Below are 21,154 nucleotides of genomic sequence, written 5' to 3'. Positions count from 1 at the left end.
ATTACTGATAAACCTGTTCGTACACGGCCGGATTGGTCGTGATCGGGTATTTACCGGCCAGCGCCTTGCCCAGTTCCTCATTCAGGTCCTGGGACATGCCGACGGCGACGGTATCCGCCAGATTGTCGCGGAAGGCCGGTTCGGCGGCGGCGTCCGCCGGTTTGATACCGGTCACGCGGGCGACGAAGAAACGGTCGCCATCCTGGGCATAGGCGGCTTCGCCTTCCTTCTTGCCGAACAATTCGCGCGCCAGCGTTTCGGGAAGCCCCGCGCCCTGCGTGCTCTGTCCCGTGCGGGCGAAGCTGTCGACGGTGCCATGGTCGAGACCCAACGCGGCGGCCAGGGTTTCGATATCGGCATCGGCTTCCAGGCGGCCGACCAGGGTTTTCGCCTTGTTTTCGGCGGCAGCCTCGCGGCGGTCTTCCTTCCAGGCATCGACGACGGATTGACGGACATCGGCCAGTTCCGGAATGGCAGCGGGCGTGATCGCATCGACGCGGACCATGAACATCGCGTTCGATTCCGTGGTTTCCAGGAAACTGACTTCCCCGTCATTCAGGTCGAAGGCCGTGCGCAGGAAGGTCAGGCCGGCGGGCAGGTCGTCAACCGGCGACCCATCGGGGCCGCGGCCTTGCGCATCGACGGCATCCACCTTGGCAACCGGCAGATCGGCGGTCGCGGCGGCTTCTTCCAGCGTTTGGCCCTGACCGAAGGCGTCTTCCAGATGATTGCCCCGCTTGAACACCTCGTCATAGGCTCGGTCCAGGGCCAGATCGTCGCGGATCGTGTCGCGCACGTCGTCCAGGGTCGGTTCGTTGCCGGGGGTGATCGACTTCACCACGGCAACGGACCAGCCGAAGGCCCCCTGGAAGGCGTCGGTCGCGCCGGGCGCGTCGATCGCGAAACTTGCGTCGGCGAGGCCCTCGTTCGGAACCGTGTCGCGTTCGAAAGTGCCCAGGTCGATCAGTTTCAGACCCAGGGCTTCGATCTTGCCCGGCAATTCGTCCATGCCGACGCCTTTCAGCGTCTCGGCGGCCTCGCGGGCCGCTTCCTCGGTCGGGAACAGGATTTGCGCCAGATCGCGGGTTTCCGGCTGCACGAATTCATCGTGGCGCGCTTCGTAAGAGGCGGCGATATCGGCATCGTCAACCGCGATTTCCTCGGCCAGTGCTTCCGGGGAGATCAGCACATAGGTCAGGCTGCGCAGTTCGGGGCGGCGGAAATCTTCCTTACGCTCGTCGAAAAAGGCCTGAAGCGCCGCGTCGTCCGGTTCGCCGTGAACGTCAACGGAGTCCAGCGGAAAAGAGACATAGGCGGCGGAACGGCGTTCGCCGAAATGCCGGAACAACAGGTCGACCATGGCGGACGGGGCGGCGCTGCCGGCGGTTACGGCGTCGATCAGTTGGGCCCGCGCCGAATCGCGGCGCAGCATTTCGACCATCGCGCCTTCGGACAGGCCGCTTTGGATCAGGACATTTTCGAAGCGCAGACGGTCGAACTGACCGGTCGCGTTCTGGAATTCCGGTCGCGTTTCGATTTCCTGCCGAACCATGGCATCGCTGGCCGTCAGGTTCTGGGATTTCGCTTCCGCTTCGTACAGCGCGCGGGTCGTCATGTTTTTCAACACGGAATCGGCAAGGCGCAGTTGGCGCGCGACATCGGCATCGACGGCGCTCAACCCCTGGCGGCGCAGGAATGTCTGATAGGTGTTCGCGAATTCCGTATAGCCGATTTCAATGTCGCCGACTTCAGCGGCCGTCGTCGACCGGGTGCTGACATTGGTATAGTCGGCGATACCCCAACCGAGGAAACTGAGGACCAGAAGGCCGAGAATGCCCTTGGCGATCCAGGAGCCGGTGGTTGAACGCAACTGCTGCAACATGATCGGATCGACGCTCTGTTATTCGTGGGACCGCGCCTGCATCTGCGGGCCGGGCCGCTCTCCCTGGCGGCGGGCGGATCATAGAAGCGGCCATCCGGGCGGGCAATCGGAAATCCAAGGAATCCCGCACCGTTCATCGCGATGCATTGGCCTTCCCGAATGTGCGTGGTAAATGCCCATTCACCATATGCAAAAAGAAGATGGAAGGAGACACCCGATGAGCCGCACCCCGCTGATTGCCGGTAACTGGAAAATGAACGGTTTGCTGGCCGACGGAACGGCGCTGGCCACAGCGGTGGCGCAAGGCGACGCGTCGGGGTGTGAAATCCTTGTCTGCCCGCCTGCGACGTTGATCCATGCGGTCGCGCAGGCCTTGAAGGGCAGCACCGTCAAGCTGGGCGGGCAGGATTGCCACGCGGCAGAGAAGGGCGCCCATACCGGCGACGTTTCCGCGGCGATGTTGAAGGATCTGAGATGTAGCCACGTAATCCTGGGCCATTCCGAACGCCGTCAGGATCACGGCGAAACGGACGCGCAGGTCTCTGAAAAGGCACTGGCCGCCTATGCCGCCGGTCTGGTCGCGGTGATCTGCGTCGGGGAAACCGAAGCCGAACGCGATGCGGGCGACACGATGAAGGTCATTTCGGCGCAGCTCGACGGGTCCGTTCCGAAGGGTGCGACGGCGGAAAATACGGTCATCGCCTACGAACCGGTTTGGGCCATCGGCACCGGACGCACGCCGACGGCGGAAGAAGCGAACGCGGTTCACGTTCATATCCGCGCGCATCTTTCCGGCGGCCTGGGCGCGGATACGGCATCGGGAATGCGCATTCTGTACGGCGGATCGATGAAACCCGGAAATGCGGCGGAATTGCTGGCGCAGTCGGATATCGACGGCGGTTTGATCGGCGGGGCCGCGTTGAAGGCGGACGATTTCCTGGCCATTGCCGCCGCGTCGAAGGGCTAATCGGCGTCTGTCGAACTGCAAACTAGGACTTTAACTTTCGGGCTTGAAGGTCTACATACCCGCCGAACCGAAATTTGACGCACCGAACCGGGATCGAGATCGACCATGGAACAGGTATTGCTGATCATCCATCTGCTGATTGCCGTGGCGCTTGTCGTCGTGGTGCTGCTGCAGCGCTCCGAAGGCGGCGCGCTCGGCATGGGCGGCGGCTCCGGCGGCGGTGGCGGTATGGGCATGTTCTCTGCGCGCGGCGCGGCGAATGCGCTGACCCGCACGACGGCTATTCTGGCCGCCTGCTTCCTGGTGACCAGTTTGGCGCTGGCGATTCTGGCGGGCGGCGCACGCGACAGCGAATCGATTTTCGATTCCGCCCCGGCGCCGGGGGCCACGCTGCCGCAATCCCAGACCGAAGCGCCCGCCGATCCGTCGGCGCCGGTCGTTCCGACGTCGGAGTAATCCGACCCCAAACCAGCGGAATTCCCGCGAAAATACCGAAGGCGGCCTCAAAGCCGCCTTCTTCTTTGGAACAGTGGGTCCGAACCGGTGCGTTTGGACTTGTCAGAGATTATGCAAAGGATACAGTGACCTCCCATGTCGGCACGATACATCTTCATCACGGGCGGCGTGGTTTCCTCTCTCGGCAAGGGGCTGGCCTCGGCAGCTTTGGGCGCATTGTTGCAGGCGCGCGGCTATAAGGTCCGCCTGCGCAAGCTGGACCCCTATCTGAACGTCGATCCGGGCACGATGAGCCCGTATCAGCATGGCGAATGCTATGTGACCGACGACGGCGCGGAAACCGATCTCGATCTTGGCCACTACGAACGCTTCACCGGCGTTCCGGCGCGTCAGACCGACAACGTGACCACGGGCCGCATCTATTCCGACGTCATCGCGAAGGAACGGCGCGGCGATTACCTGGGCGGCACGGTTCAGGTTATCCCCCACGTGACCGATGCCATTCGCGAATTCGTCCTGTCCGACATCACGGATGAGGACTTCGTCCTGTGCGAGATTGGCGGGACGGTCGGCGATATCGAAGGCCTGCCGTTCCTGGAGGCCATTCGTCAGCTGGGCAACGAACTGGGCCGCGACCGCGCCTGCTATATCCATTGCACGCTGTTGCCTTGGATCGGCGCGGCGGGTGAGTTGAAGACCAAACCGACACAGCATTCGGTGAAGGAACTGCTGTCGGTCGGGATTCAGCCGGACATCCTGCTGTGCCGCGCCGAACGGGAAATTCCGAAGGGCGAAAAGCGTAAGATCGCGCTGTTCTGCAACGTCAAGGAAAGCCGGGTTATCTCCGCCCTCGACGTCGACACGATTTATGCCGTGCCGCTGACCTATCATCAGGAAGGCCTGGATGTCGAAGTCCTGGATTATTTCCGCATGATGAAGGACGGCGAGGCCGAAGAAATCGACCTGACGCGGTGGAAGGACATTACCCACGCCATCCGCGCACCGGAAGGCGAGGTGACGATCGCCGTCGTCGGCAAATACACGGTTCTGTTGGATGCCTATAAGTCCCTGGCGGAAGCCTTGGTGCATGGCGGGATCGCCAATAATGTCCGGGTGAAGCTGAACTGGGTCGAATCGGAAATCTTCGAAAAGGACGACCCGCTGAACTACCTGGAAAACGTCCACGGCATTCTGGTGCCGGGCGGTTTCGGGGAACGCGGGGCGGAAGGCAAGATCGCGGCCTGCAAATTCGCGCGGGAACACGACATTCCCTATTTCGGCATTTGCTTCGGCATGCAGATGGCCGTGATCGAGGCCGCGCGCAATTTGGCGGGTATCCCGAATGCCTCGTCGACCGAATTCGGCCCGACGAAGGAACCGGTCGTCGGTCTTTTGACGGAATGGAAGCGCGGCAACCAGGTGGAAACGCGCCGCGAAGGCGACGATCTGGGCGGGACGATGCGCCTCGGCGCCTATCCTTGTATCCTGGAAGAGGGCTCCAGGGTCGCGGAAATTTATGGCGAGCGTCATATCTACGACCGGCACCGGCATCGCTATGAAGTGAACGTCGCCTATCGCGATAAGCTGGAAGCCGCGGGCCTGATTTTCAGCGGCATGTCGCCGGACGGCGTGCTGCCGGAAATCGTTGAACGCCGCGATCACCCGTGGTTCGTCGGGGTGCAGTTCCATCCGGAACTGAAATCCAAACCCTTCGCGCCGCATCCGTTGTTCAAGGGCTTCATCGAGGCAGCGGTCAAGACCAGCCGCCTCGTCTGATCCGGAATCCATATTCAGGCTTTGCCACCCGGTCATGTCTGTGGCATGACCGGGCCGTCCCTGATTCTATTTCGGAAGGATGCCCATGTCCGTTTCGCAGCACACGGTCGAACTCGGCAATTACAAAATCGCCAATGACCAGCCTTTCACCCTGCTTGCCGGGCCTTGTGCGATGGAAAGCCGGGAACATGCCTTGGATATGAGCGGGGCGCTGAAGGAAATCTGCGACCGGCTCGGCATCAATCTAATTTACAAAACCAGTTTCGATAAGGCGAACCGCACATCCTTGTCCGGTGGGCGTGGGGTTGGGTTGGAAAAGGCGCTGGCGGTTTTCGAAGACGTCAAGAAAGTCACAGGTTTGCCAGTTGTGACGGATGTGCACGAACCCGGCCAATGCGCCGAGGTGGCGAGCGTCGTCGACGTCCTGCAAATTCCGGCCTTCCTGTGCCGCCAGACCGACCTTTTGGTCGCCGCGGCCAAGACGGGCAGGGTGGTCAATGTCAAGAAAGGGCAGTTCCTGGCCCCTTGGGACATGAAGAATGTCGTCGCCAAGATCGTCGACAGCGGCAATTCCAACGTCCTTGTGACGGAACGCGGGGCGAGTTTCGGCTATAATACGCTGGTGACCGATTTCCGGGGAATTCCGACCATGGCGGAAGATACGGGCATGCCCGTCGTGTTCGACGCGACGCATTCGGTGCAGCAGCCGGGTGGTCGCGGCGGTTCGACGGGCGGGCAACGCGAGTTCGTGCCGGTCCTGTCGCGCGCCGCGGTTGCCGTCGGCGTGGCCGCCCTGTTTATGGAAACCCATCAAGACCCGGACAATGCGCCGTCCGACGGACCCAACATGGTACCGCTGGATCAGATGGAAGCGCTTCTGTCCCGGCTTCAGCAATTCGACCGCGTCGCCAAGGGCGCGTAACACAAGCAGAGTGAGAGGAAACCGCTTATGACCGCGATCATCGACGTTCATGGCCGTGAAATTCTCGACAGCCGGGGCAATCCGACCGTCGAAGTGGAAGTCACCCTCGAAGACGGATCCTTCGGCCGCGCGGCGGTGCCGTCGGGAGCCTCCACCGGTGCATACGAAGCCCACGAACTGCGCGACGGCGGTCAACGCTACGGCGGCAAGGGCGTGCTGGGCGCCGTCGATGCGGTGAATACAGAAATCTTCGACCTGCTGGTCGGGGCGGAAGCGGAAGAACAGGTCGTCATCGACCGCGCGCTCTGCGATCTGGACGGCACGGACACGAAAAGCCGCATCGGCGCGAACGCGATCCTGGGGGCATCCCTGGCGACGGCGAAAGCCGCCGCCGCCGCTGCGCGCCTGCCGCTCTACCGCTATGTCGGCGGTGCCTTCGCAACGCGCTTGCCGGTGCCGATGATGAATATCGTCAATGGCGGGGCCCATGCCGACAACCCGATCGACATCCAGGAATTCATGGTCATGCCGATCGGTCAGGAAACCTTCGCCGACGCGCTGCGCTGCGGGGCGGAAGTCTTCCACAGCCTGAAAAGTCAGTTGAAGAAGGCCGGTCACAACACGAATGTCGGGGATGAAGGCGGCTTCGCGCCGAACCTGTCTTCGGCGACGGAAGCACTCGACTTCATCATGCAGGCCATCGAAGCCGCCGGCTACAAGGTCGGCAGCGAGGTCGTGCTAGCGCTCGATTGCGCGTCGACGGAATACTTCAAGGACGGCGTCTACGACATGACCGGGGAAGGCAAGAAGCTGACCTCCGCCCAGCATGTCGATTACCTGAAAGCCCTGGTCGACGCCTATCCGATCGCGTCCATCGAAGACGGCATGGCGGAAGACGACTGGGACGGATGGAAGCTGCTGACCGATACGATCGGCGGCAAGTGCCAGTTGGTCGGCGACGACCTGTTCGTCACCAACCCGGCCCGCCTGCGCGACGGAATCGCCAAGGGCACGGCGAATTCGATCCTGATCAAGGTGAACCAGATCGGCACCCTGACCGAAACGCTGGAAGCCGTCGAAACCGCGCATAAGGCGCGCTACACAGCTGTCATGTCCCACCGCTCCGGCGAAACCGAGGATGCGACAATCGCGGATCTGGCGGTCGCAACGAATTGCGGCCAGATCAAAACCGGCTCTCTCAGCCGGTCCGACCGTTTGGCGAAGTACAATCAATTGCTTCGTATCGAAGAAGAACTGGATTCGGCTGCCGTTTATGACGGGGCGTTCTTGGCGAAATCGTAACCGCTTCCAAGGCTGTTTGATCCAACGCAACGCGTCGATCGGTTGATCCGGCTAGGGTGCGTTGGACAAACGAGGAGGAGAGATACTCAATGAGTCATACGCCGCACGAATTGGCCGCCGAATTCCCGAACAAAGCCGACAAGATTTCGGCCCTGCGTCAGGAAAATGCGCATTTCAAGAAGCTGTCGGACGACTATCACGAGCTGAATCGCCAAATTCACCGTGGCGAGACCGATGTCGAGCCGATGGACGATTTTCACTTGGAAGACCTGAAGAAGCAGCGTCTGAAGATGCTGGACGAAATCCTGACCTTCCTGGATTGATTGGGGACTGATCGGCAATCGCGGGTTTGCCTTCTTGGGCGAGAAGCGTAAATACACTGCACGAAACGGCCTGGATAGAACCGATGCCGTTGTTGGACAGTTAGGAAAGCGCTCTCGCCCATGTTCACAGGGATTGTTACCGATCGCGGTCGCATCGCCGTTCGGGAAGACGGCGGCGATACGCGCCTTGTCATCGAAACCGCCTATAAGGTGGAGGAAATCGACCTCGGCGCGTCGATTTCCTGTTCGGGCTGCTGCCTGACCGTCGTTGAGACAGGGCGCACCGATGCCGGAACCGGCTGGTTCGCGGTCGAGGCCTCCACCGAAACCCTTTCCAAAACCACGTTGGACGGCTGGACGGTCGGCACGCGCATCAACCTGGAACGCGCGCTGCGCCTGGGTGACGAGCTGGGCGGTCATTTCGTTCTGGGGCATGTCGACGGGATTGCGAAGATTATGTCGCGCGACCCGGAAGGCGACAGCCTGCGCTTCACCTTCCTGCCGCCGGAGCCGCTGCGCAGATATATCGCGCCCAAGGGGTCGGTCGTGCTGGACGGCGTGTCCCTGACGGTGAACGAAGTGAATCCGGACGGGTCTTTCGGCGTGAACATCATTCCCCATACGGCAGCCGTCACCGGCTTCGGCGAGGCCGGGTCGGGGGATTTCGTAAACCTTGAGGTCGATGCCCTGGCCCGATATGTTGCGCGGCTTCTCGGGAAAGAAGGATGATCGCCGGATGAGCAAGGACGATCCCGTCACCGTTTCGAAACAGGATATCGCGCGTGCCGCCGACGATATCGCCTTTCTGTCGCCGATCGAGGAAATCATCGAGGAAGCGCGGAACGGGCGTATGTTCGTGCTGGTGGACGACGAAGATCGCGAAAACGAAGGCGACCTTGTCATTCCGGCGCAAATGGCGACGCCCGAAGCCATCAATTTCATGGCGAAATACGGTCGCGGCCTGATCTGTCTGGCACTACAAGGCGCGCAGGTCGATCGCCTGGGTATCGAATTGATGCCGCAGAAAAACGCCAGCCGGTTCGGCACGGCGTTTACCGTGTCGATCGAGGCGCGGGAAGGCGTCACGACCGGGATTTCCGCGCCCGATCGCGCGCGCACCATCGCCGCCGCCATCGCGCCGGAAGCCACACCGTCCGATATCACCACGCCGGGCCATATTTTCCCGCTCTTGGCGCGGGAAGGCGGGGTTCTCGTCCGTGCGGGCCATACGGAAGCCGCGGTCGATCTGTCGCGGCTGGCCGGGTTGAATCCGTCGGGCGTGATCTGTGAGATTATGAATGACGACGGCGAAATGGCGCGCTTGCCGGAACTGATTCAATTCGCGCAATACCATGGTCTGAAAATCGGTGCGATTGCGGACCTGATCGCTTACCGCCGCCGTTACGATCATTTGGTGGAACGCAGCGAGAGCACCAAAATCACCTCCGTCCATGGCGGTGATTTCGACATGCATGTCTACGTGAACAACTTGTCCTATGCGGAACATGTCGCCCTGGTGAAGGGGGATATCACGGCGGGCGGTCCGGTTCTGGTGCGCATGCATGCCCTGAACGTCTTTGACGACGTGCTGATGGACACGGCCAGCGGCAAGGCGGGCGATCTGCAAAAGGCGATGGACCGTATCGGCGAAGAAGGCCGGGGCGTCGTCGTGGTGATCCGCGAACCCTATGCGAAATCGCTGTCCGACCGGGTGCGGGTGCGCGAAAACAAATCCACCGAGGGATCGGGGGAATTGCGCGACTATGGTGTCGGCGCGCAAATTCTGACCGATCTGGGCGTCACGGATATGGTCTTGCTGTCCAATTCCGACAAAACGGTAATCGGGCTGGAAGGCTACGGCTTGAAGATCGTCGACCGTCGCGCGCTTGAAAAGTAACTCATAAAGTTCTGGAAAGATTTAAAGATGGCCGACAAGGCGCCCCATATTTTGATTGTCGAAGCGCCGTATTACGTGGATATGTCGGCGGAACTGGCGCGTGGCGCCGTCGCCGAATTGGACGCGCAGGGCGCGACCTATGACCGTCTGGAGGTTTTCGGCGTCTTCGAACTGGCGGGAGCGATTTCCATGGCGAATGCCGGGGCGAATGTCGGGGCGCAGCCCTATGACGGCTATATTGCTCTGGGTGTCGTGATCCGGGGCGAAACGACCCATTACGACTATGTTTGCAACGAAAGCGCCCGGGGCCTTCAGGATCTCGCCGTGCGCGAACAACTGGCCATCGGCTACGGCGTCGTCACCGCCGAGAATGCGGATCAGGCCTGGGCCCGTGCGAGCGTTTCCAAAAAGAACAAAGGCAAGGATGCCGCCGCGGCTTGTTTGGGTATGGTAGCCTTACGCCGTCGTTTCGGCCTGTCCAAGTAAGCGAAGGCACGAGAAATTCGATGAGCACCGAAAACACGAAACCGAAAAAACCGTCCCGCGCCGCGAAACGTCGTGCCGCGCGCCTTGCCGCCGTGCAGGCATTGTATGAAATGGAAATTTCCGGCCATGGCGTGCTGGAAGCGATCGATACCTTCCGGCTGCGCGGCGGTACCGCCGATCTGGACGGGGAAACGATCCAGGCTGACGGTGAGTTCTTTGCCGAACTGGTGCGCGGCGTTTCCGCCGCGACGGAAGATTTCGACCGCATGCTGGGCGAGGCAATGGACGGCGGGCGCAAGGTGACGTCGCTCGAATCCGTGCTGCGCGCGATCCTGCGGGCCGGTGTTTATGAATTGGCCCGACGCGACGATATCGACGCGCCGGTGGTGATCAGCGAATATCTGACCGTGACCGCCGCCTTTTACGATGTGGCGGAAACCGGCTATGTGAACGGTCTTTTGGACCGGCTGGCAAAGGTTCTTCGTGATGGGGAACATGCCTGACCGCCCCGATCAGGAATTGCAGTCCGGTACCGGCGAATTTCATCGCATAGCCACCTATTTCGCCCCGCTGGCGTCGGGAAATGACGGCGCGCTCGGCCTGAAGGACGACGCGGCGCTGATCCGTTCGCCGCAGGGAAGGGATCTCGTCGTCACCGCGGATACCTTGGTCGAAACGGTCCATTTCGTCGGTGACGAAACACCGGCCGACATTGCCCGGAAAGCCTTGAGGACCAACCTGTCCGATCTGGCGGCGATGGGGGCGGAACCGATGGGCTATTTCCTGTCTCTCAGCCTTCCGAAGCGGATCGGCGAAGACTGGATCGCCGGTTTCTGCGAAGGGCTGGCGGCGGATCAAGCGGAATTCGATCTGACGCTAATGGGTGGGGACAGCACGTCCACGCCGGGACCGATTTCCATCGCCATTACCGCGATGGGCAGTGTGGAGACCGGCAAAGCCTTGAAACGGTCCGGGGCGCAGGTCGGCGACGGGATATTTGTATCCGGTACCATAGGGGACGGGTTTCTGGGCTTGCTGGCGGCACAGGGACGTCTGCCGCCTAGCATGGAGGCGGAAAACCTGCGCCAGCGTTATCTGCTGCCGCAACCGCGTATCGCGCTTGGTCGGGCCTTGGTCGGCGCGGCCCATGCGGCGATGGACGTTTCCGACGGACTGATTGCCGACATGGCCCATATTTGTGCCGCGTCCGGCGTCGGTGCGGATATCGCCGCGCCATCCATCCCCGTGTCGGATGAGGCGGGAGAACAGGTGGCCGACAATCCCGACCTGTTCGCCGATATGTTGACCGGCGGGGACGACTACGAATTGCTGATTACCGGGCCGGAACAGGCAATTCGGGACGCGGCGGCGCGCAGCGGAACACCGGTTACTCTCATCGGGTCGATTGTTGCCGGATCGGGGGTGACGGTTCGGGATTCGGACGGCGTAGCGCTGACCTTCCTGCAGACAGGCTTTCGGCATAGTTAGGAATCACGGCCCTATGCTATGGTTCGCCGCAACAAGTGACCTGACAGGCCGTTCGGACCCGTGAAGAAGATTCTGATCCTGCTGATTTTGATGTTCCTGCTGGGTGGCGGGGGCGGCGGGTATTACTATTTCTTCGTCCTGGCCACCGACACATCCAATGAACCGCCGCCTCCGCCACCGGAACCGGATTTCCGCTTCGTTGAGATGCAGCCTCTGCGTATCCCGGTCATTCGGGGCGGTGCGGTCGTCAATTATGTCGTCCTGAACGTGACACTGGAGACGATCGGTCCCGAAAACGAGGAATTCGCGACCAGCCTGCTGCCCCGTGTTCGAAATGCCTTCATCACCGACCTTAACGGCTATTTCGCGGCGGTGTCGGTGGAAGACCGCATTTTGGTCAAGGCGATCAAACGGCGCCTGCACATCATCGCCAATCGAACCCTGGGGCCTGGGGTCGTCCATGACGTGCTGATCCAGAACGCGTTCAAGCAGAGAAAATAACGCCGATTTTCGCGGAAATCGGCCAAGCCTGCTTGCGATGCATGGGCAAGACGGCTAAACCCCATGCTGCGGTGCACAATCCTGGGGCGCGTCACCGCCTTTCCGTAAGATCTGACATTCGAGTATCGGGAGAAGTCATTGTTTTCTATAGATTTAGGAAAATTGCACAGGGAATGGTTTGGAAATATCCGGGCCGACCTTCTCGCCGGTCTCGTTGTCGCCCTGGCCCTGATACCGGAGGCCATTGCCTTTTCGATTATCGCCGGAGTCGATCCGAAAATCGGGCTTTATGCGTCTTTTTCCATCGCCGTGGTGACGGCGATCGCGGGGGGCCGTCCCGGTATGATTTCCGCCGCGACCGCCGCGACGGCGGTTCTGATGGTGACCCTGGTCCGGGACCATGGTCTGCAATATCTGTTGGCCGCCACTGTCCTGGCCGGGGTGTTGCAGGTTGTCGCCGGGTTCCTGAAGCTGGGCAATCTGATGAAATTCGTATCCCGATCGGTGATGACGGGGTTCGTCAATGCGCTCGCCATCCTGATCTTCATGGCGCAACTGCCGGAACTGATCGGCGTCACCTGGATAACCTATGTCATGGTCGCGGCGGGTCTTGCGATCATCTATCTGTTCCCGCGCCTGACCAAGGCCGTGCCGTCACCGCTGATTTGCATCATCGTCCTGACCGCGATTTCCATCGGTTTCGGTATGGACGTGCGCACCGTGGGCGATATGGGTGAATTGCCGTCGACCCTGCCGGTTTTCCTGCTCCCCGATATTCCGCTGACCTTCGAAACATTGCAGATCATTCTGCCCTATTCGGCGGCGGTCGCGGCGGTCGGTCTTCTGGAATCACTGATGACCGCGTCCATTGTCGATGAATTGACGGATACGCGTAGCGACAAGAACCGCGAATGCGTCGGTCAAGGTCTGGCGAATTTCGTCACCGGATTCATGGGCGGCATGGCGGGCTGCGCGATGATCGGTCAGTCCATGATCAACGTGAAATCCGGCGGGCGCGGGCGTCTGTCGACCTTTGCGGCGGGTATCCTGCTGTTGTTCATGATCCTGGTCCTGGGCGATCTGGTCAGCCGTATCCCCATGCCGGCCCTGGTTGCGATCATGATCATGGTGTCCATCGGGACATTCAGCTGGTCGTCGATCCGAAACCTGAAATTCCATCCGCGCAGTTCGTCCATCGTCATGCTGGCGACGGTCGCGGCGGTCGTCACCACCCACAATCTGGCCATCGGCGTTCTGGTCGGGGTCCTGCTGTCCGGCATATTCTTCGCCGGGAAGATCGCGCAGATTTTCCGGGTCACATCGACCCTGTCCGAGGACGGTAAAGAACGGACCTATCGGGTTCAGGGCCAGGTGTTTTTTGCATCCGTGGAGGCTTTCAGCCAAAGTTTCGATTACAAGGAAGCCCTGGAACGAGTTCGGATCGATGTCAGTCGGGCGCATATCTGGGATATTTCCAGCGTAACCGCCCTGGACATGGCGGTCCTGAAATTCCGCCGCGAAGGGGCGGAGGTCGAAATCGTCGGCCTGAACGAAGCCAGCGAGACCATCGTCGACAAATTGGGCATCCACGATAAGCCGGGTGCCATGGACCGTCTTCTGGGGCATTGAGCCGGGCTTTAAAAACGAAGAACCCTTTCGGGAGGGACCATGGATAAGAAAATTCTCGCCCTTGTGGATACGTCCACATATGCGCAAAGCGTTTGCGATCACGCGGCCTGGGTCGCGAAGGGGGCGAATGCCGGGGTGACGCTGTTGCATGTGCTGGGACGCCGCGACGGTATCGGCGGCGACAGCATGAATTTGAGCGGCAGCATCGGCCTGGGCGCGCGCAGCGCGCTGCTGGCGGAACTGGCCGATCTGGATGCCCAGCGTGCGAAACTGGCACAGCAGAAGGGCCGCGCGGTCCTGGAAGACGCCGAACGGCACCTGAAGGATGCCAGCGTCGACGAGGTTTCGACAAAATTGCGTATCGGCGATCTGGTGGAAACCGTCACCGACCTGGAAGGCGATCAGGATTTGGTCCTGATCGGGAAGCGCGGCGAAGCGGCGGATTTTGCGAAAGGGCATCTGGGATCTAACCTTGAACGCGTGGTGCGCGCGACGTCAAAGCCGGTCCTGGTCGCCTCTCGCGCCTTCAAACCCGTGCGCCGCTTCCTGATCGCCGACGATGGCGGCCGCAGCGTCGACAAGGCGGTCGATCACTTGTGCCAAAGCACGTTGTTCAAGGGGTTGGATTGCCTGGTTCTGACGGTCGGACCGGATACGGCGGAGGCGCGCAACCGGCTGGCCGAAACGGAACGGAAGTTGACGTCGGCGGGCTACACCGTGACGACGGATGTTCGGCCGGGCCTGCCGGAAACGGTGATTGGGGACGCCGTCGAAGGCGACCAAATCGATCTGGTGGTCATGGGCGCCTATGGCCATTCCCGCATTCGGACGCTGATCATCGGCTCCACGACGGCGGAAATGCTTCGGTCCTGCCGTGTTCCGGTGATGCTGTTCCGATGAGGCGGAGGGTGTGCCCGTTGAGGGCTGGCCAAATCGCCCGAAGCGTCTAAATTCGCGGGCGAGAAATCGTTTCAACGCGGCGTCCGCCGTGTGCTTAGGGAGAGAAATTATGCGGGATTTGGAACTGCCGGGTCGTTCCCCGGTTCACGCGACGAATGGCATGGCGGCGACGTCCCATGCACTGGCCACGCAAACCGCCGTTCAAATTCTGCAAGCCGGCGGCAACGCCATGGATGCCGCGATTGCGGCCTGCGCCGTGCAATGCGTTGTCGAACCGGGATCGACCGGCATCGGCGGTGATAATTTCTGTCTCTATTCGCCTAAAGGCGGCGACAAGATTGTGGCTTTCAACGGGTCCGGCAAGGCGCCCGCCGCCGCGACCGGCGACTGGTATCGGGAACGCGGCTACAAAGCGATTGGCCGCGACGTCCATGCCGTCACCGTGCCGGGGGCCGTCGATGCGTGGTGCCAGTTGCATCGCGACCACGGCAAGCTGCCCTTCGCCGACATCCTGGCACCGGCCATCGCCTACGCCCGCGACGGCTATCCGATTTCGTCTCGGGTGCATGAGGATTTCAAGGATGAAGAGGAAATCCTGCGCGCCGAACCGACCCTGGCCGAAACCTTCCTGGTGAATGGCGAGGTTCCCGCCGTCGGCACGCGGCACAGCCAGCCGAAGCTGGCCGCGACGCTGCAAAAGATCGCGGAAGGCGGACGCGATGCCTTCTACAAGGGTGCCGTAGCCGAAGACATGGTCAACTATTTGCGTTCCAAGGGCGGGCTGCACACGCTGGAAGACTTCGCCAATGTCTCCGGCGACTATGTGGAGCCGATTTCGACGAAGTTCCGCGACCTGACCGTCTGGGAATGCCCGCCGAACGGGCAGGGCGTGATTGCCCTTATGCTGTTGAATGTCATGCAGGGCATGGACGTCGACAAGTCGGCGGGGCCGATCACCGCCGACCGCATCCACCAGGAAATCGAAGCGGGACGGAAGGCCTATCGCGCGCGGTCGCTGTATCTGTCCGATCCGCAATTCGGTCGGGTGCCGGTCGAAGAACTGCTGTCCGACGAATATGCCGCGACGATCCGCGACGCGATCGACATGAAGAAGGCAGGCGACCCGCCGCAGGACCTGGCGCTGCCGCCGCATAAGGACACGGTCTATATAACCGTTGTCGACAAGGATCGGAATGCCTGCAGCTTCATCAACACCGTTTTCTACGGGTTCGGTGCCGGGTTGATGGCACCGGAATCCGGGGTTCTGCTGCAAAACCGGGGCATGGGCTTCTCTCTGGAAGAAGGTCATCCGAACGAAATCGCGCCGAACAAGCGCCCGCTGCACACGATCATTCCGGGCATGGCGACGAAGGACGGCCGTACGGTCCTGTCCTTCGGCGTGATGGGCGGCGAGTATCAGGCTTTCGGTCATATGCAGTTCCTGACCCGCTATATCGATTACGGTCTGGATATTCAGGAAGCGATGGATGCGCCGCGCTTCATGCCCGATCCGTTTTCCGGCACGGTCGAAATCGAAGATACGGTTCCCCAGGCGATACGCGATGAATTGACGGCCCGCGGGCACCGGCTCGAAAAGCCGGGCAAGCCGATCGGCGGGTCGCAGGCAATCTATATCGACTGGGAACAGGGCGTCCTAACCGGCGGTTCCGAACCGCGCAAGGACGGCTGCGCGCTCGGATACTGATCCGGGAAATCGATCTAGAAAGGAATTTGGGCGGACTCCATTCCGTCCAAATTCTTTTTCCTGAATGTGATCTTGACCGTTTGCCGTCCTTCGGCCATCGAAGGAGTGCGAAGTGTCGATGTAGGTGGAAAAGCGGATGACGGCTGCGGTTCAAAACGACCCGACGAAACGGAATGCCCTGTTGCTGTGCGGCGCCCTCGCGCTCAGCAATACCGGGGCTAGCCTCGTCATGACGGTCACCGCCCTGGCCGGGGCCTATCTGGCGCGGCCGGACGTGACGTACTGGCTGCCGCTTTTGGGGGAATTCGACGAAAAGGCGCTCAGCACCCTGGCCCTGTCGATGCAATTCGTCGGGACCATGGCGGCGGCCCCGCTGGCGGCTTTGTTGATGGGGCGGATCGGGCGGCGTCTCGGCTTCACCTTCGGACAGATGATGGGCATTGCGGCGGCGGCGGTTTCCGCCTATGCGCTGTTTCAGCAAAGCTTCTGGTTGTTCGTCGTCGGCGGTTTCCTGCTGGGCGTCCACAATTCCTTCTGGCAGCAATACCGTTTCGCCGTCGCGGATACGGCCTCGCCGGAATTCAAGGCGAAGGCGATTTCCTATGTCATGATCGGGCCGATCGTGGCCGGGATTTTCGGTCCTGAAATCGCCAAACATACCCGCGATATCCTGGAACCCGTTCTGTTCGCCGGGGCCTATGTTGCGATTGCCGCGCTGTCGTTCCTGACGATCGCGGTGTTGCAGTTCATCCGCATCCCGACGCCGCCGCGCCCGAAGCCGGGGGACGACCGCGGCCGTCCGCTGATGCAGATCGCGATGGACCCGAAATTCATGATCGCCGTTTTGTCCGGGATGGTGGGGTATTCCACCATGTCCTTCATGATGACGGCGACGCCCCTGGCCATGATTGACTGCGGCCATGTCTTCGAAGACGCCGCCTTCGTGATCCAGGGCCATGTGCTGGCCATGTTCGCGCCCAGCTTCGTCACCGGGTCCCTGATCCGTCGCTTCGGCGCGACCCGTATCATCCTGACGGGCGCGTTGCTCTATCTGGCCTCCGTTGCGATCAACATGACGGGGATCGAACTGATCCAATTCTTCTCCGCCCTGGTTTTGGTCGGGGTGGCCTGGAACTTCATGTTCGTTGGCGGCACGACGCTGCTGACCGATGCCTATCGGCCGGAGGAAAAGGCACGGGCACAGGGGCTGAACGATTTCATGGTCTTCGGCTCCGTCGCGCTCGGCAGCCTGATGTCCGGCGCGATCCAACAGGCCTATGGTTGGCAGGTCGTGTCCCTGACCATCCTGGGCCCGGTGACGGTCGCCGCGCTCTGCGTGATGTTCCTGCACGGTCATATCAAACGCCGCGCGATCCCGGCGGAATAAGCGATAATTTTACGCGATATCTTGCGTTCCCAGGCTTGCCGGATACAATATCTCGGCAAGCCTCTGGAGAATGCCCATGTCCGAAGAAACCGCCGCCCTTGAGGTGCGTCCGACGCCGCTCGCCGATGCGTTGAGCACGCGTTATCTCGCCTATGCCATGTCCACGATCACCTCGCGGTCGCTGCCGGATGCGCGGGACGGTCTGAAACCGGTGCATCGGCGGCTGCTCTTCGCCATGCGGGAATTGAAGCTCAATCCCGAAAGCGGATTCAAGAAATGCGCGCGTATCGTCGGCGACGTCATGGGTAAATATCACCCCCATGGCGACAGCGCGATTTACGACGCCATGGTTCGTCTGGCGCAGGATTTCGCGGTGCGCTATCCGCTGGTCGACGGGCAGGGGAATTTCGGCAATGTCGACGGTGATAACGCGGCGGCCATGCGCTATACGGAAGCGCGCCTGACCCAGACCGCGAACCGGTTGCTGGCCGGGATCGACGAGAATGCCGTCGATTTCCGCGCGACCTATGACGGGGAAGGCGCGGAGCCGGTGGTTCTGCCCGCCGCCTTCCCGAACCTGCTGGCCAACGGCGCGGCGGGGATCGCGGTTGGCATGGCAACCAACATTCCGCCCCATAACGTGGCGGAACTCTGCGACGCGCTGCAGCATTTGATCAAACATCCCAATGCATCGATCCAGAAGCTGACGGAATTCGTGCCGGGCCCGGATTTCCCGACCGGCGGTATCCTGGCGGAAAGCCCGGAAGCGATCGCCGAAGCCTATGCGACCGGGCGCGGTTCCTTCCGTATTCGCGCCCGTTGGGAAAAGGAGGATATGAAGGGCGGTCTGTGGCAGATCGTCATCACCGAAATTCCCTATCAGGTTCAGAAATCCCGTTTGATTGAACGCATCGCCGAACTGATCCAGGAACGCAAGATCGCCATTCTGGGTGATATCCGCGACGAGTCGGCGGAAGACGTGCGCATCGTGATCGAACCGAAATCGCGCAATGTCGATCCTGAAATGCTGATGGAAAGCCTGTATCGGCAGACGGAACTGGAAACGCGCTTCGGCCTGAACATGAATGTTCTGACCGGCAACGGGAAGGTGCCGAAGGTCGTGAACCTGCGCGAGGCGTTGCAGGAATTCCTCGATCACCGACATGAGGTTCTGGTCCGGCGCACGGAACATCGCCGCGATCAGATCCAACGTCGTTTGGAAATCCTGGAAGGCTATCTCGTCTGCTATCTGAACCTGGACGAGGTGATCCGCATCATCCGGGAAGAGGACCATCCGAAGCAGTCCTTGATCGAAACGTTCAACCTGACGGAGCTTCAGGCAGAATCGATCCTGAACATGCGCTTGCGCAGCTTGCGGAAGCTTGAGGAAATGGAAATCCGTAAGGAACACGAATCGTTAACGACGGAACTTAACGGTTTGCTGGAACTTCTGGGCAGCGATGAATTGCGATGGAAACGCATCGCGGAAGAAATCCGGGATATGAAAAAGGAATACGGCCCGGAAACCCCGCTGGGCCGCCGCCGCACGGAAATGGGCAGCGCGCCGTCCGGCGTGATCGTGCCGTTGGAAGCCATGATCGAAAAAGAACCGGTCACCGTCGTCTGTTCCGCCAAGGGCTGGATTCGGGCGATGAAGGGCCACCTGGCCGGTGACGCGGATGTGAAATTCAAGGAAGGCGATGGGCCGCGCTTTCAGATTCAAGCCCAAACCACGGATAAGCTGCTGGTCTTCGCCAGTAACGGGCGGTTCTACACGCTGGGTATCGACAAACTGCCGGGCGGCCGCGGCAATGGCGAACCACTGCGTTTGATGATCGACCTGCCGAACGATACCGAAATCGTCACCCTTATGGTGCATGAGGCGGATCGGAAGCTGCTGGTCGCTTCCAGCGACGGGCGCGGATTTGTCATTCCCGAAAGCGATGTCGTCGCCCAGACCCGCAACGGCAAACAGATTCTGAACGTGTCGGGCAAGGTAGAGGCCGCCGTTTGTGCGCCGGTCGCCGCCGGTCATGACAGCGTGGCGGTGATCGGTCGAAACCGTAAGCTGCTGGTTTTCGGCTTGGATGAATTGCCGGAAATGGCGCGCGGGCGCGGTGTCATGTTGCAGAAATACCGGGACGGCGGGATGAGCGATATCAAGACCTTCGCGAAGGCGGAGGGCCTGACTTGGCAGATCGGCGACCGCATGCGCACGGAATTGGACCTGACGCCATGGGTCGGTAAACGCGCCGCCGCGGGTCGCATGCCGCCCGCCGGGTTCCCGCGGTCCAACAAGTTCTCCTGATCCCGTGTCGGGATTTACGGCGGGCGGGAACCTGGACGGGGCCTGGGTCCTGACCCGTCTGGTCTGGGATTTTACCCTGTCGAGATGGCAACGCGGGACAGGCTGGGTCAATTTCGCGGAATGGGCGCCGGGCCGGTTTCAATGCCGCGAAGACTTGGTTTTTGCCGGAAATACGGCGCGGCGCATGACCTTGTGGGATGTCTCTGCTGATCGGATCGATATTCATTATGCCGATGGATATCCATTGGTCGGTCTGGATCTTTCATTGATGCCGAGCAAAGGGGAGCATCTGTGTGGCGAAGACCTGTACCGGGCGCGACTGAAACCCGTGGATGCGATGCGATTCCTCCTGGGCTGGCGTGTAACCGGGCCACGGAAGAATTACGCCATGGTGACGGATTACCGCCGCATGGCCCGGTAACACTGCTGAGAATACCAATTCATAGAGGCATGACGTTGCCTGAAATCTGGTCTATAAGCCTGTGATTGTCCCGTCTTTGCACGGGGACACCGAGTTTCTTTGGGAAGGGAGTTAAAACCTATGTCCAATTCGATGGCGACCATGCCGAACCCTCGTATGCCCACTTTGGCGAATACGCTGTGGCGTGCCGAAGGGCAGAGCCGCTGGGTCCGGAATGCGATCCTTGTCGTCGCCGGTAGCGCCCTGATGGCGATTGCCGCGAAAATCAACGTGCCGATGGTGCCGGTGCCGATGACCATGCAGACCTTCGCGGTTCTGGTTATCGCCATGGCCTATGGCTGGCGTCTCGCCGGTGCGACCCTTCTGGCCTATCTGGCCGAAGGCGCTGCCGGTCTTCCGGTCTTCGCGGGCGGTGGCGGCGTCGCTTACATGATGGGGCCGACGGGCGGCTATCTGGTCGGCTTCTTTGTCGCTGCCGTTCTGGTTGGGTTCCTGGCGGAACGGGGTTGGGATCGCGGGCCGATCCGCACCTTCGCCGCGAATGCCATGGGGACGGTCACTATTTTCGGTTTTGGCCTTCTGTGGCTGACGCCGCTGATCGCCGGATCGAAGGGCATCTCCCTGTCCGACGCGCTACCGGTCGCCTATGCCGCCGGTGTTGCGCCGTTCATCGTCGGCGGACTGGTGAAAACCGCGCTTGCCGCCGTAGTTCTGCCGACGGCCTGGAAACTGGCCGCCAAGCGCTGATCCGCAAGGACAGTTTGATTTTCGGAAAGCCCGGCCTTTTTTGGCCGGGCTTTTTCT

20 protein-coding genes are annotated in these 21,154 nt (G+C 61.1%); 19 read left to right on the top strand and 1 reads right to left on the bottom strand.

Annotated features, from left to right (window positions below):
* Window position 1: 1 nt before the first annotated feature.
* The gene (locus HH303_RS05955) at window positions 2-1,882 is read right to left on the bottom strand and encodes a peptidylprolyl isomerase (RefSeq protein ID WP_169624324.1); all 1,881 of its coding nucleotides are present in this window, start codon (window positions 1,880-1,882) and stop codon (window positions 2-4) included.
* 217 nt (window positions 1,883-2,099) lie between these two features.
* Here HH303_RS05955 and tpiA point away from each other — a divergent pair, with 217 nt between their 5' ends.
* The 19 genes from tpiA (at window position 2,100) to HH303_RS05860 (ending at window position 21,097) form a co-directional block, all read left to right on the top strand.
* Window positions 2,100-2,849, top strand: a complete 750-nt coding sequence (gene tpiA / locus HH303_RS05950; protein ID WP_169624323.1) for a triose-phosphate isomerase — start codon at window positions 2,100-2,102, stop codon at window positions 2,847-2,849.
* A gap of 105 nt (window positions 2,850-2,954) precedes the next feature.
* The gene (secG, locus tag HH303_RS05945; RefSeq protein WP_169624322.1) at window positions 2,955-3,305 is read left to right on the top strand and encodes a preprotein translocase subunit SecG; all 351 of its coding nucleotides are present in this window, start codon (window positions 2,955-2,957) and stop codon (window positions 3,303-3,305) included.
* Window positions 3,306-3,440: 135 nt separating this feature from the next.
* Window positions 3,441-5,081, top strand: a complete 1,641-nt coding sequence (locus tag HH303_RS05940) for a CTP synthase (RefSeq protein WP_169624321.1) — start codon at window positions 3,441-3,443, stop codon at window positions 5,079-5,081.
* 85 nt (window positions 5,082-5,166) lie between these two features.
* A complete protein-coding gene (gene kdsA, locus HH303_RS05935) occupies window positions 5,167-6,003 on the top strand; it encodes a 3-deoxy-8-phosphooctulonate synthase (protein WP_169624320.1) in 837 nt (278 codons plus the stop codon).
* Window positions 6,004-6,030: 27 nt separating this feature from the next.
* On the top strand, window positions 6,031-7,305 hold the full coding sequence (gene eno / locus HH303_RS05930; RefSeq protein WP_169624319.1) for a phosphopyruvate hydratase: 1,275 nt from the start codon (window positions 6,031-6,033) through the stop codon (window positions 7,303-7,305).
* Window positions 7,306-7,394: 89 nt separating this feature from the next.
* Window positions 7,395-7,628: a YdcH family protein gene (locus HH303_RS05925; protein ID WP_169624318.1), complete on the top strand. Its 234-nt coding sequence runs from the start codon at window positions 7,395-7,397 to the stop codon at window positions 7,626-7,628.
* Between the two features lie 120 nt (window positions 7,629-7,748).
* Window positions 7,749-8,357, top strand: a complete 609-nt coding sequence (locus HH303_RS05920; protein WP_169624317.1) for a riboflavin synthase — start codon at window positions 7,749-7,751, stop codon at window positions 8,355-8,357.
* Between the two features lie 7 nt (window positions 8,358-8,364).
* Complete coding sequence (ribB, locus tag HH303_RS05915) at window positions 8,365-9,525, top strand: 3,4-dihydroxy-2-butanone-4-phosphate synthase (protein ID WP_169624316.1); 1,161 nt, start codon at window positions 8,365-8,367, stop codon at window positions 9,523-9,525.
* 27 nt (window positions 9,526-9,552) lie between these two features.
* Complete coding sequence (gene ribH, locus HH303_RS05910; protein ID WP_169624315.1) at window positions 9,553-10,011, top strand: 6,7-dimethyl-8-ribityllumazine synthase; 459 nt, start codon at window positions 9,553-9,555, stop codon at window positions 10,009-10,011.
* Window positions 10,012-10,031: 20 nt separating this feature from the next.
* Window positions 10,032-10,514 carry a transcription antitermination factor NusB gene (gene nusB, locus HH303_RS05905; protein ID WP_169624314.1) on the top strand — a complete coding sequence of 161 codons (483 nt, stop codon included), beginning with the start codon at window positions 10,032-10,034 and terminating at the stop codon, window positions 10,512-10,514.
* The gene (gene thiL, locus HH303_RS05900) at window positions 10,507-11,499 is read left to right on the top strand and encodes a thiamine-phosphate kinase (protein ID WP_169624313.1); all 993 of its coding nucleotides are present in this window, start codon (window positions 10,507-10,509) and stop codon (window positions 11,497-11,499) included. The genes nusB and thiL overlap by 8 nt, the downstream gene beginning before the upstream one ends.
* Window positions 11,500-11,559: 60 nt before the next feature.
* Window positions 11,560-12,000 (top strand): flagellar basal body-associated FliL family protein, encoded by a 441-nt coding sequence (locus HH303_RS05895; RefSeq protein ID WP_169624312.1) that lies wholly within the window; start codon window positions 11,560-11,562, stop codon window positions 11,998-12,000.
* A 138-nt stretch (window positions 12,001-12,138) separates the two neighbouring features.
* Window positions 12,139-13,629, top strand: a complete 1,491-nt coding sequence (locus HH303_RS05890; RefSeq protein ID WP_455011039.1) for a SulP family inorganic anion transporter — start codon at window positions 12,139-12,141, stop codon at window positions 13,627-13,629.
* A 39-nt stretch (window positions 13,630-13,668) separates the two neighbouring features.
* Window positions 13,669-14,529, top strand: coding sequence for a universal stress protein (locus HH303_RS05885; protein ID WP_169624311.1), 861 nt, complete (start codon window positions 13,669-13,671; stop codon window positions 14,527-14,529).
* Window positions 14,530-14,638: 109 nt separating this feature from the next.
* Window positions 14,639-16,234, top strand: a complete 1,596-nt coding sequence (gene ggt / locus HH303_RS05880) for a gamma-glutamyltransferase (protein WP_169624310.1) — start codon at window positions 14,639-14,641, stop codon at window positions 16,232-16,234.
* A 136-nt stretch (window positions 16,235-16,370) separates the two neighbouring features.
* Window positions 16,371-17,621 (top strand): MFS transporter, encoded by a 1,251-nt coding sequence (locus HH303_RS05875; protein WP_169624309.1) that lies wholly within the window; start codon window positions 16,371-16,373, stop codon window positions 17,619-17,621.
* A 76-nt stretch (window positions 17,622-17,697) separates the two neighbouring features.
* Entirely contained in the window at window positions 17,698-19,929 is a 2,232-nt protein-coding gene (gene parC, locus HH303_RS05870; RefSeq protein ID WP_169624308.1) for a DNA topoisomerase IV subunit A, read from the top strand.
* 4 nt (window positions 19,930-19,933) lie between these two features.
* Window positions 19,934-20,350, top strand: coding sequence for a DUF6314 family protein (locus HH303_RS05865; protein ID WP_169624307.1), 417 nt, complete (start codon window positions 19,934-19,936; stop codon window positions 20,348-20,350).
* Between the two features lie 120 nt (window positions 20,351-20,470).
* Complete coding sequence (locus HH303_RS05860; protein ID WP_227421598.1) at window positions 20,471-21,097, top strand: biotin transporter BioY; 627 nt, start codon at window positions 20,471-20,473, stop codon at window positions 21,095-21,097.
* Window positions 21,098-21,154 lie beyond the last annotated feature (57 nt).

Source organism: Pacificispira spongiicola, from assembly GCF_012926505.1.
Taxonomy (GTDB): Bacteria; Pseudomonadota; Alphaproteobacteria; order UBA8366; family Aestuariispiraceae; genus Pacificispira; species Pacificispira spongiicola.
Note: the sequence above shows the minus strand (reverse complement) of the source record. Positions and strands in the feature narration are given on the sequence as shown.

What these genes read in the sequence shown, in the direction of transcription:
- eno (WP_169624319.1), top strand. Translation starts at nt 6,031, where the DNA reads ATGACCGCGATCATCGACGTTCATGGCCGTGAAATTCTCGACAGCCGG.
- ribH (WP_169624315.1), top strand. Translation starts at nt 9,553, where the DNA reads ATGGCCGACAAGGCGCCCCATATTTTGATTGTCGAAGCGCCGTATTAC.
- HH303_RS05940 (WP_169624321.1), top strand. Translation starts at nt 3,441, where the DNA reads ATGTCGGCACGATACATCTTCATCACGGGCGGCGTGGTTTCCTCTCTC.
- nusB (WP_169624314.1), top strand. Translation starts at nt 10,032, where the DNA reads ATGAGCACCGAAAACACGAAACCGAAAAAACCGTCCCGCGCCGCGAAA.
- HH303_RS05860 (WP_227421598.1), top strand. Translation starts at nt 20,471, where the DNA reads ATGTCCAATTCGATGGCGACCATGCCGAACCCTCGTATGCCCACTTTG.
- ggt (WP_169624310.1), top strand. Translation starts at nt 14,639, where the DNA reads ATGCGGGATTTGGAACTGCCGGGTCGTTCCCCGGTTCACGCGACGAAT.
- tpiA (WP_169624323.1), top strand. Translation starts at nt 2,100, where the DNA reads ATGAGCCGCACCCCGCTGATTGCCGGTAACTGGAAAATGAACGGTTTG.
- ribB (WP_169624316.1), top strand. Translation starts at nt 8,365, where the DNA reads ATGAGCAAGGACGATCCCGTCACCGTTTCGAAACAGGATATCGCGCGT.
- HH303_RS05925 (WP_169624318.1), top strand. Translation starts at nt 7,395, where the DNA reads ATGAGTCATACGCCGCACGAATTGGCCGCCGAATTCCCGAACAAAGCC.
- parC (WP_169624308.1), top strand. Translation starts at nt 17,698, where the DNA reads ATGTCCGAAGAAACCGCCGCCCTTGAGGTGCGTCCGACGCCGCTCGCC.
- HH303_RS05885 (WP_169624311.1), top strand. Translation starts at nt 13,669, where the DNA reads ATGGATAAGAAAATTCTCGCCCTTGTGGATACGTCCACATATGCGCAA.
- HH303_RS05920 (WP_169624317.1), top strand. Translation starts at nt 7,749, where the DNA reads ATGTTCACAGGGATTGTTACCGATCGCGGTCGCATCGCCGTTCGGGAA.
- thiL (WP_169624313.1), top strand. Translation starts at nt 10,507, where the DNA reads ATGCCTGACCGCCCCGATCAGGAATTGCAGTCCGGTACCGGCGAATTT.
- HH303_RS05875 (WP_169624309.1), top strand. Translation starts at nt 16,371, where the DNA reads ATGACGGCTGCGGTTCAAAACGACCCGACGAAACGGAATGCCCTGTTG.
- kdsA (WP_169624320.1), top strand. Translation starts at nt 5,167, where the DNA reads ATGTCCGTTTCGCAGCACACGGTCGAACTCGGCAATTACAAAATCGCC.
- HH303_RS05955 (WP_169624324.1), bottom strand. Translation starts at nt 1,882, where the DNA reads ATGTTGCAGCAGTTGCGTTCAACCACCGGCTCCTGGATCGCCAAGGGC.
- secG (WP_169624322.1), top strand. Translation starts at nt 2,955, where the DNA reads ATGGAACAGGTATTGCTGATCATCCATCTGCTGATTGCCGTGGCGCTT.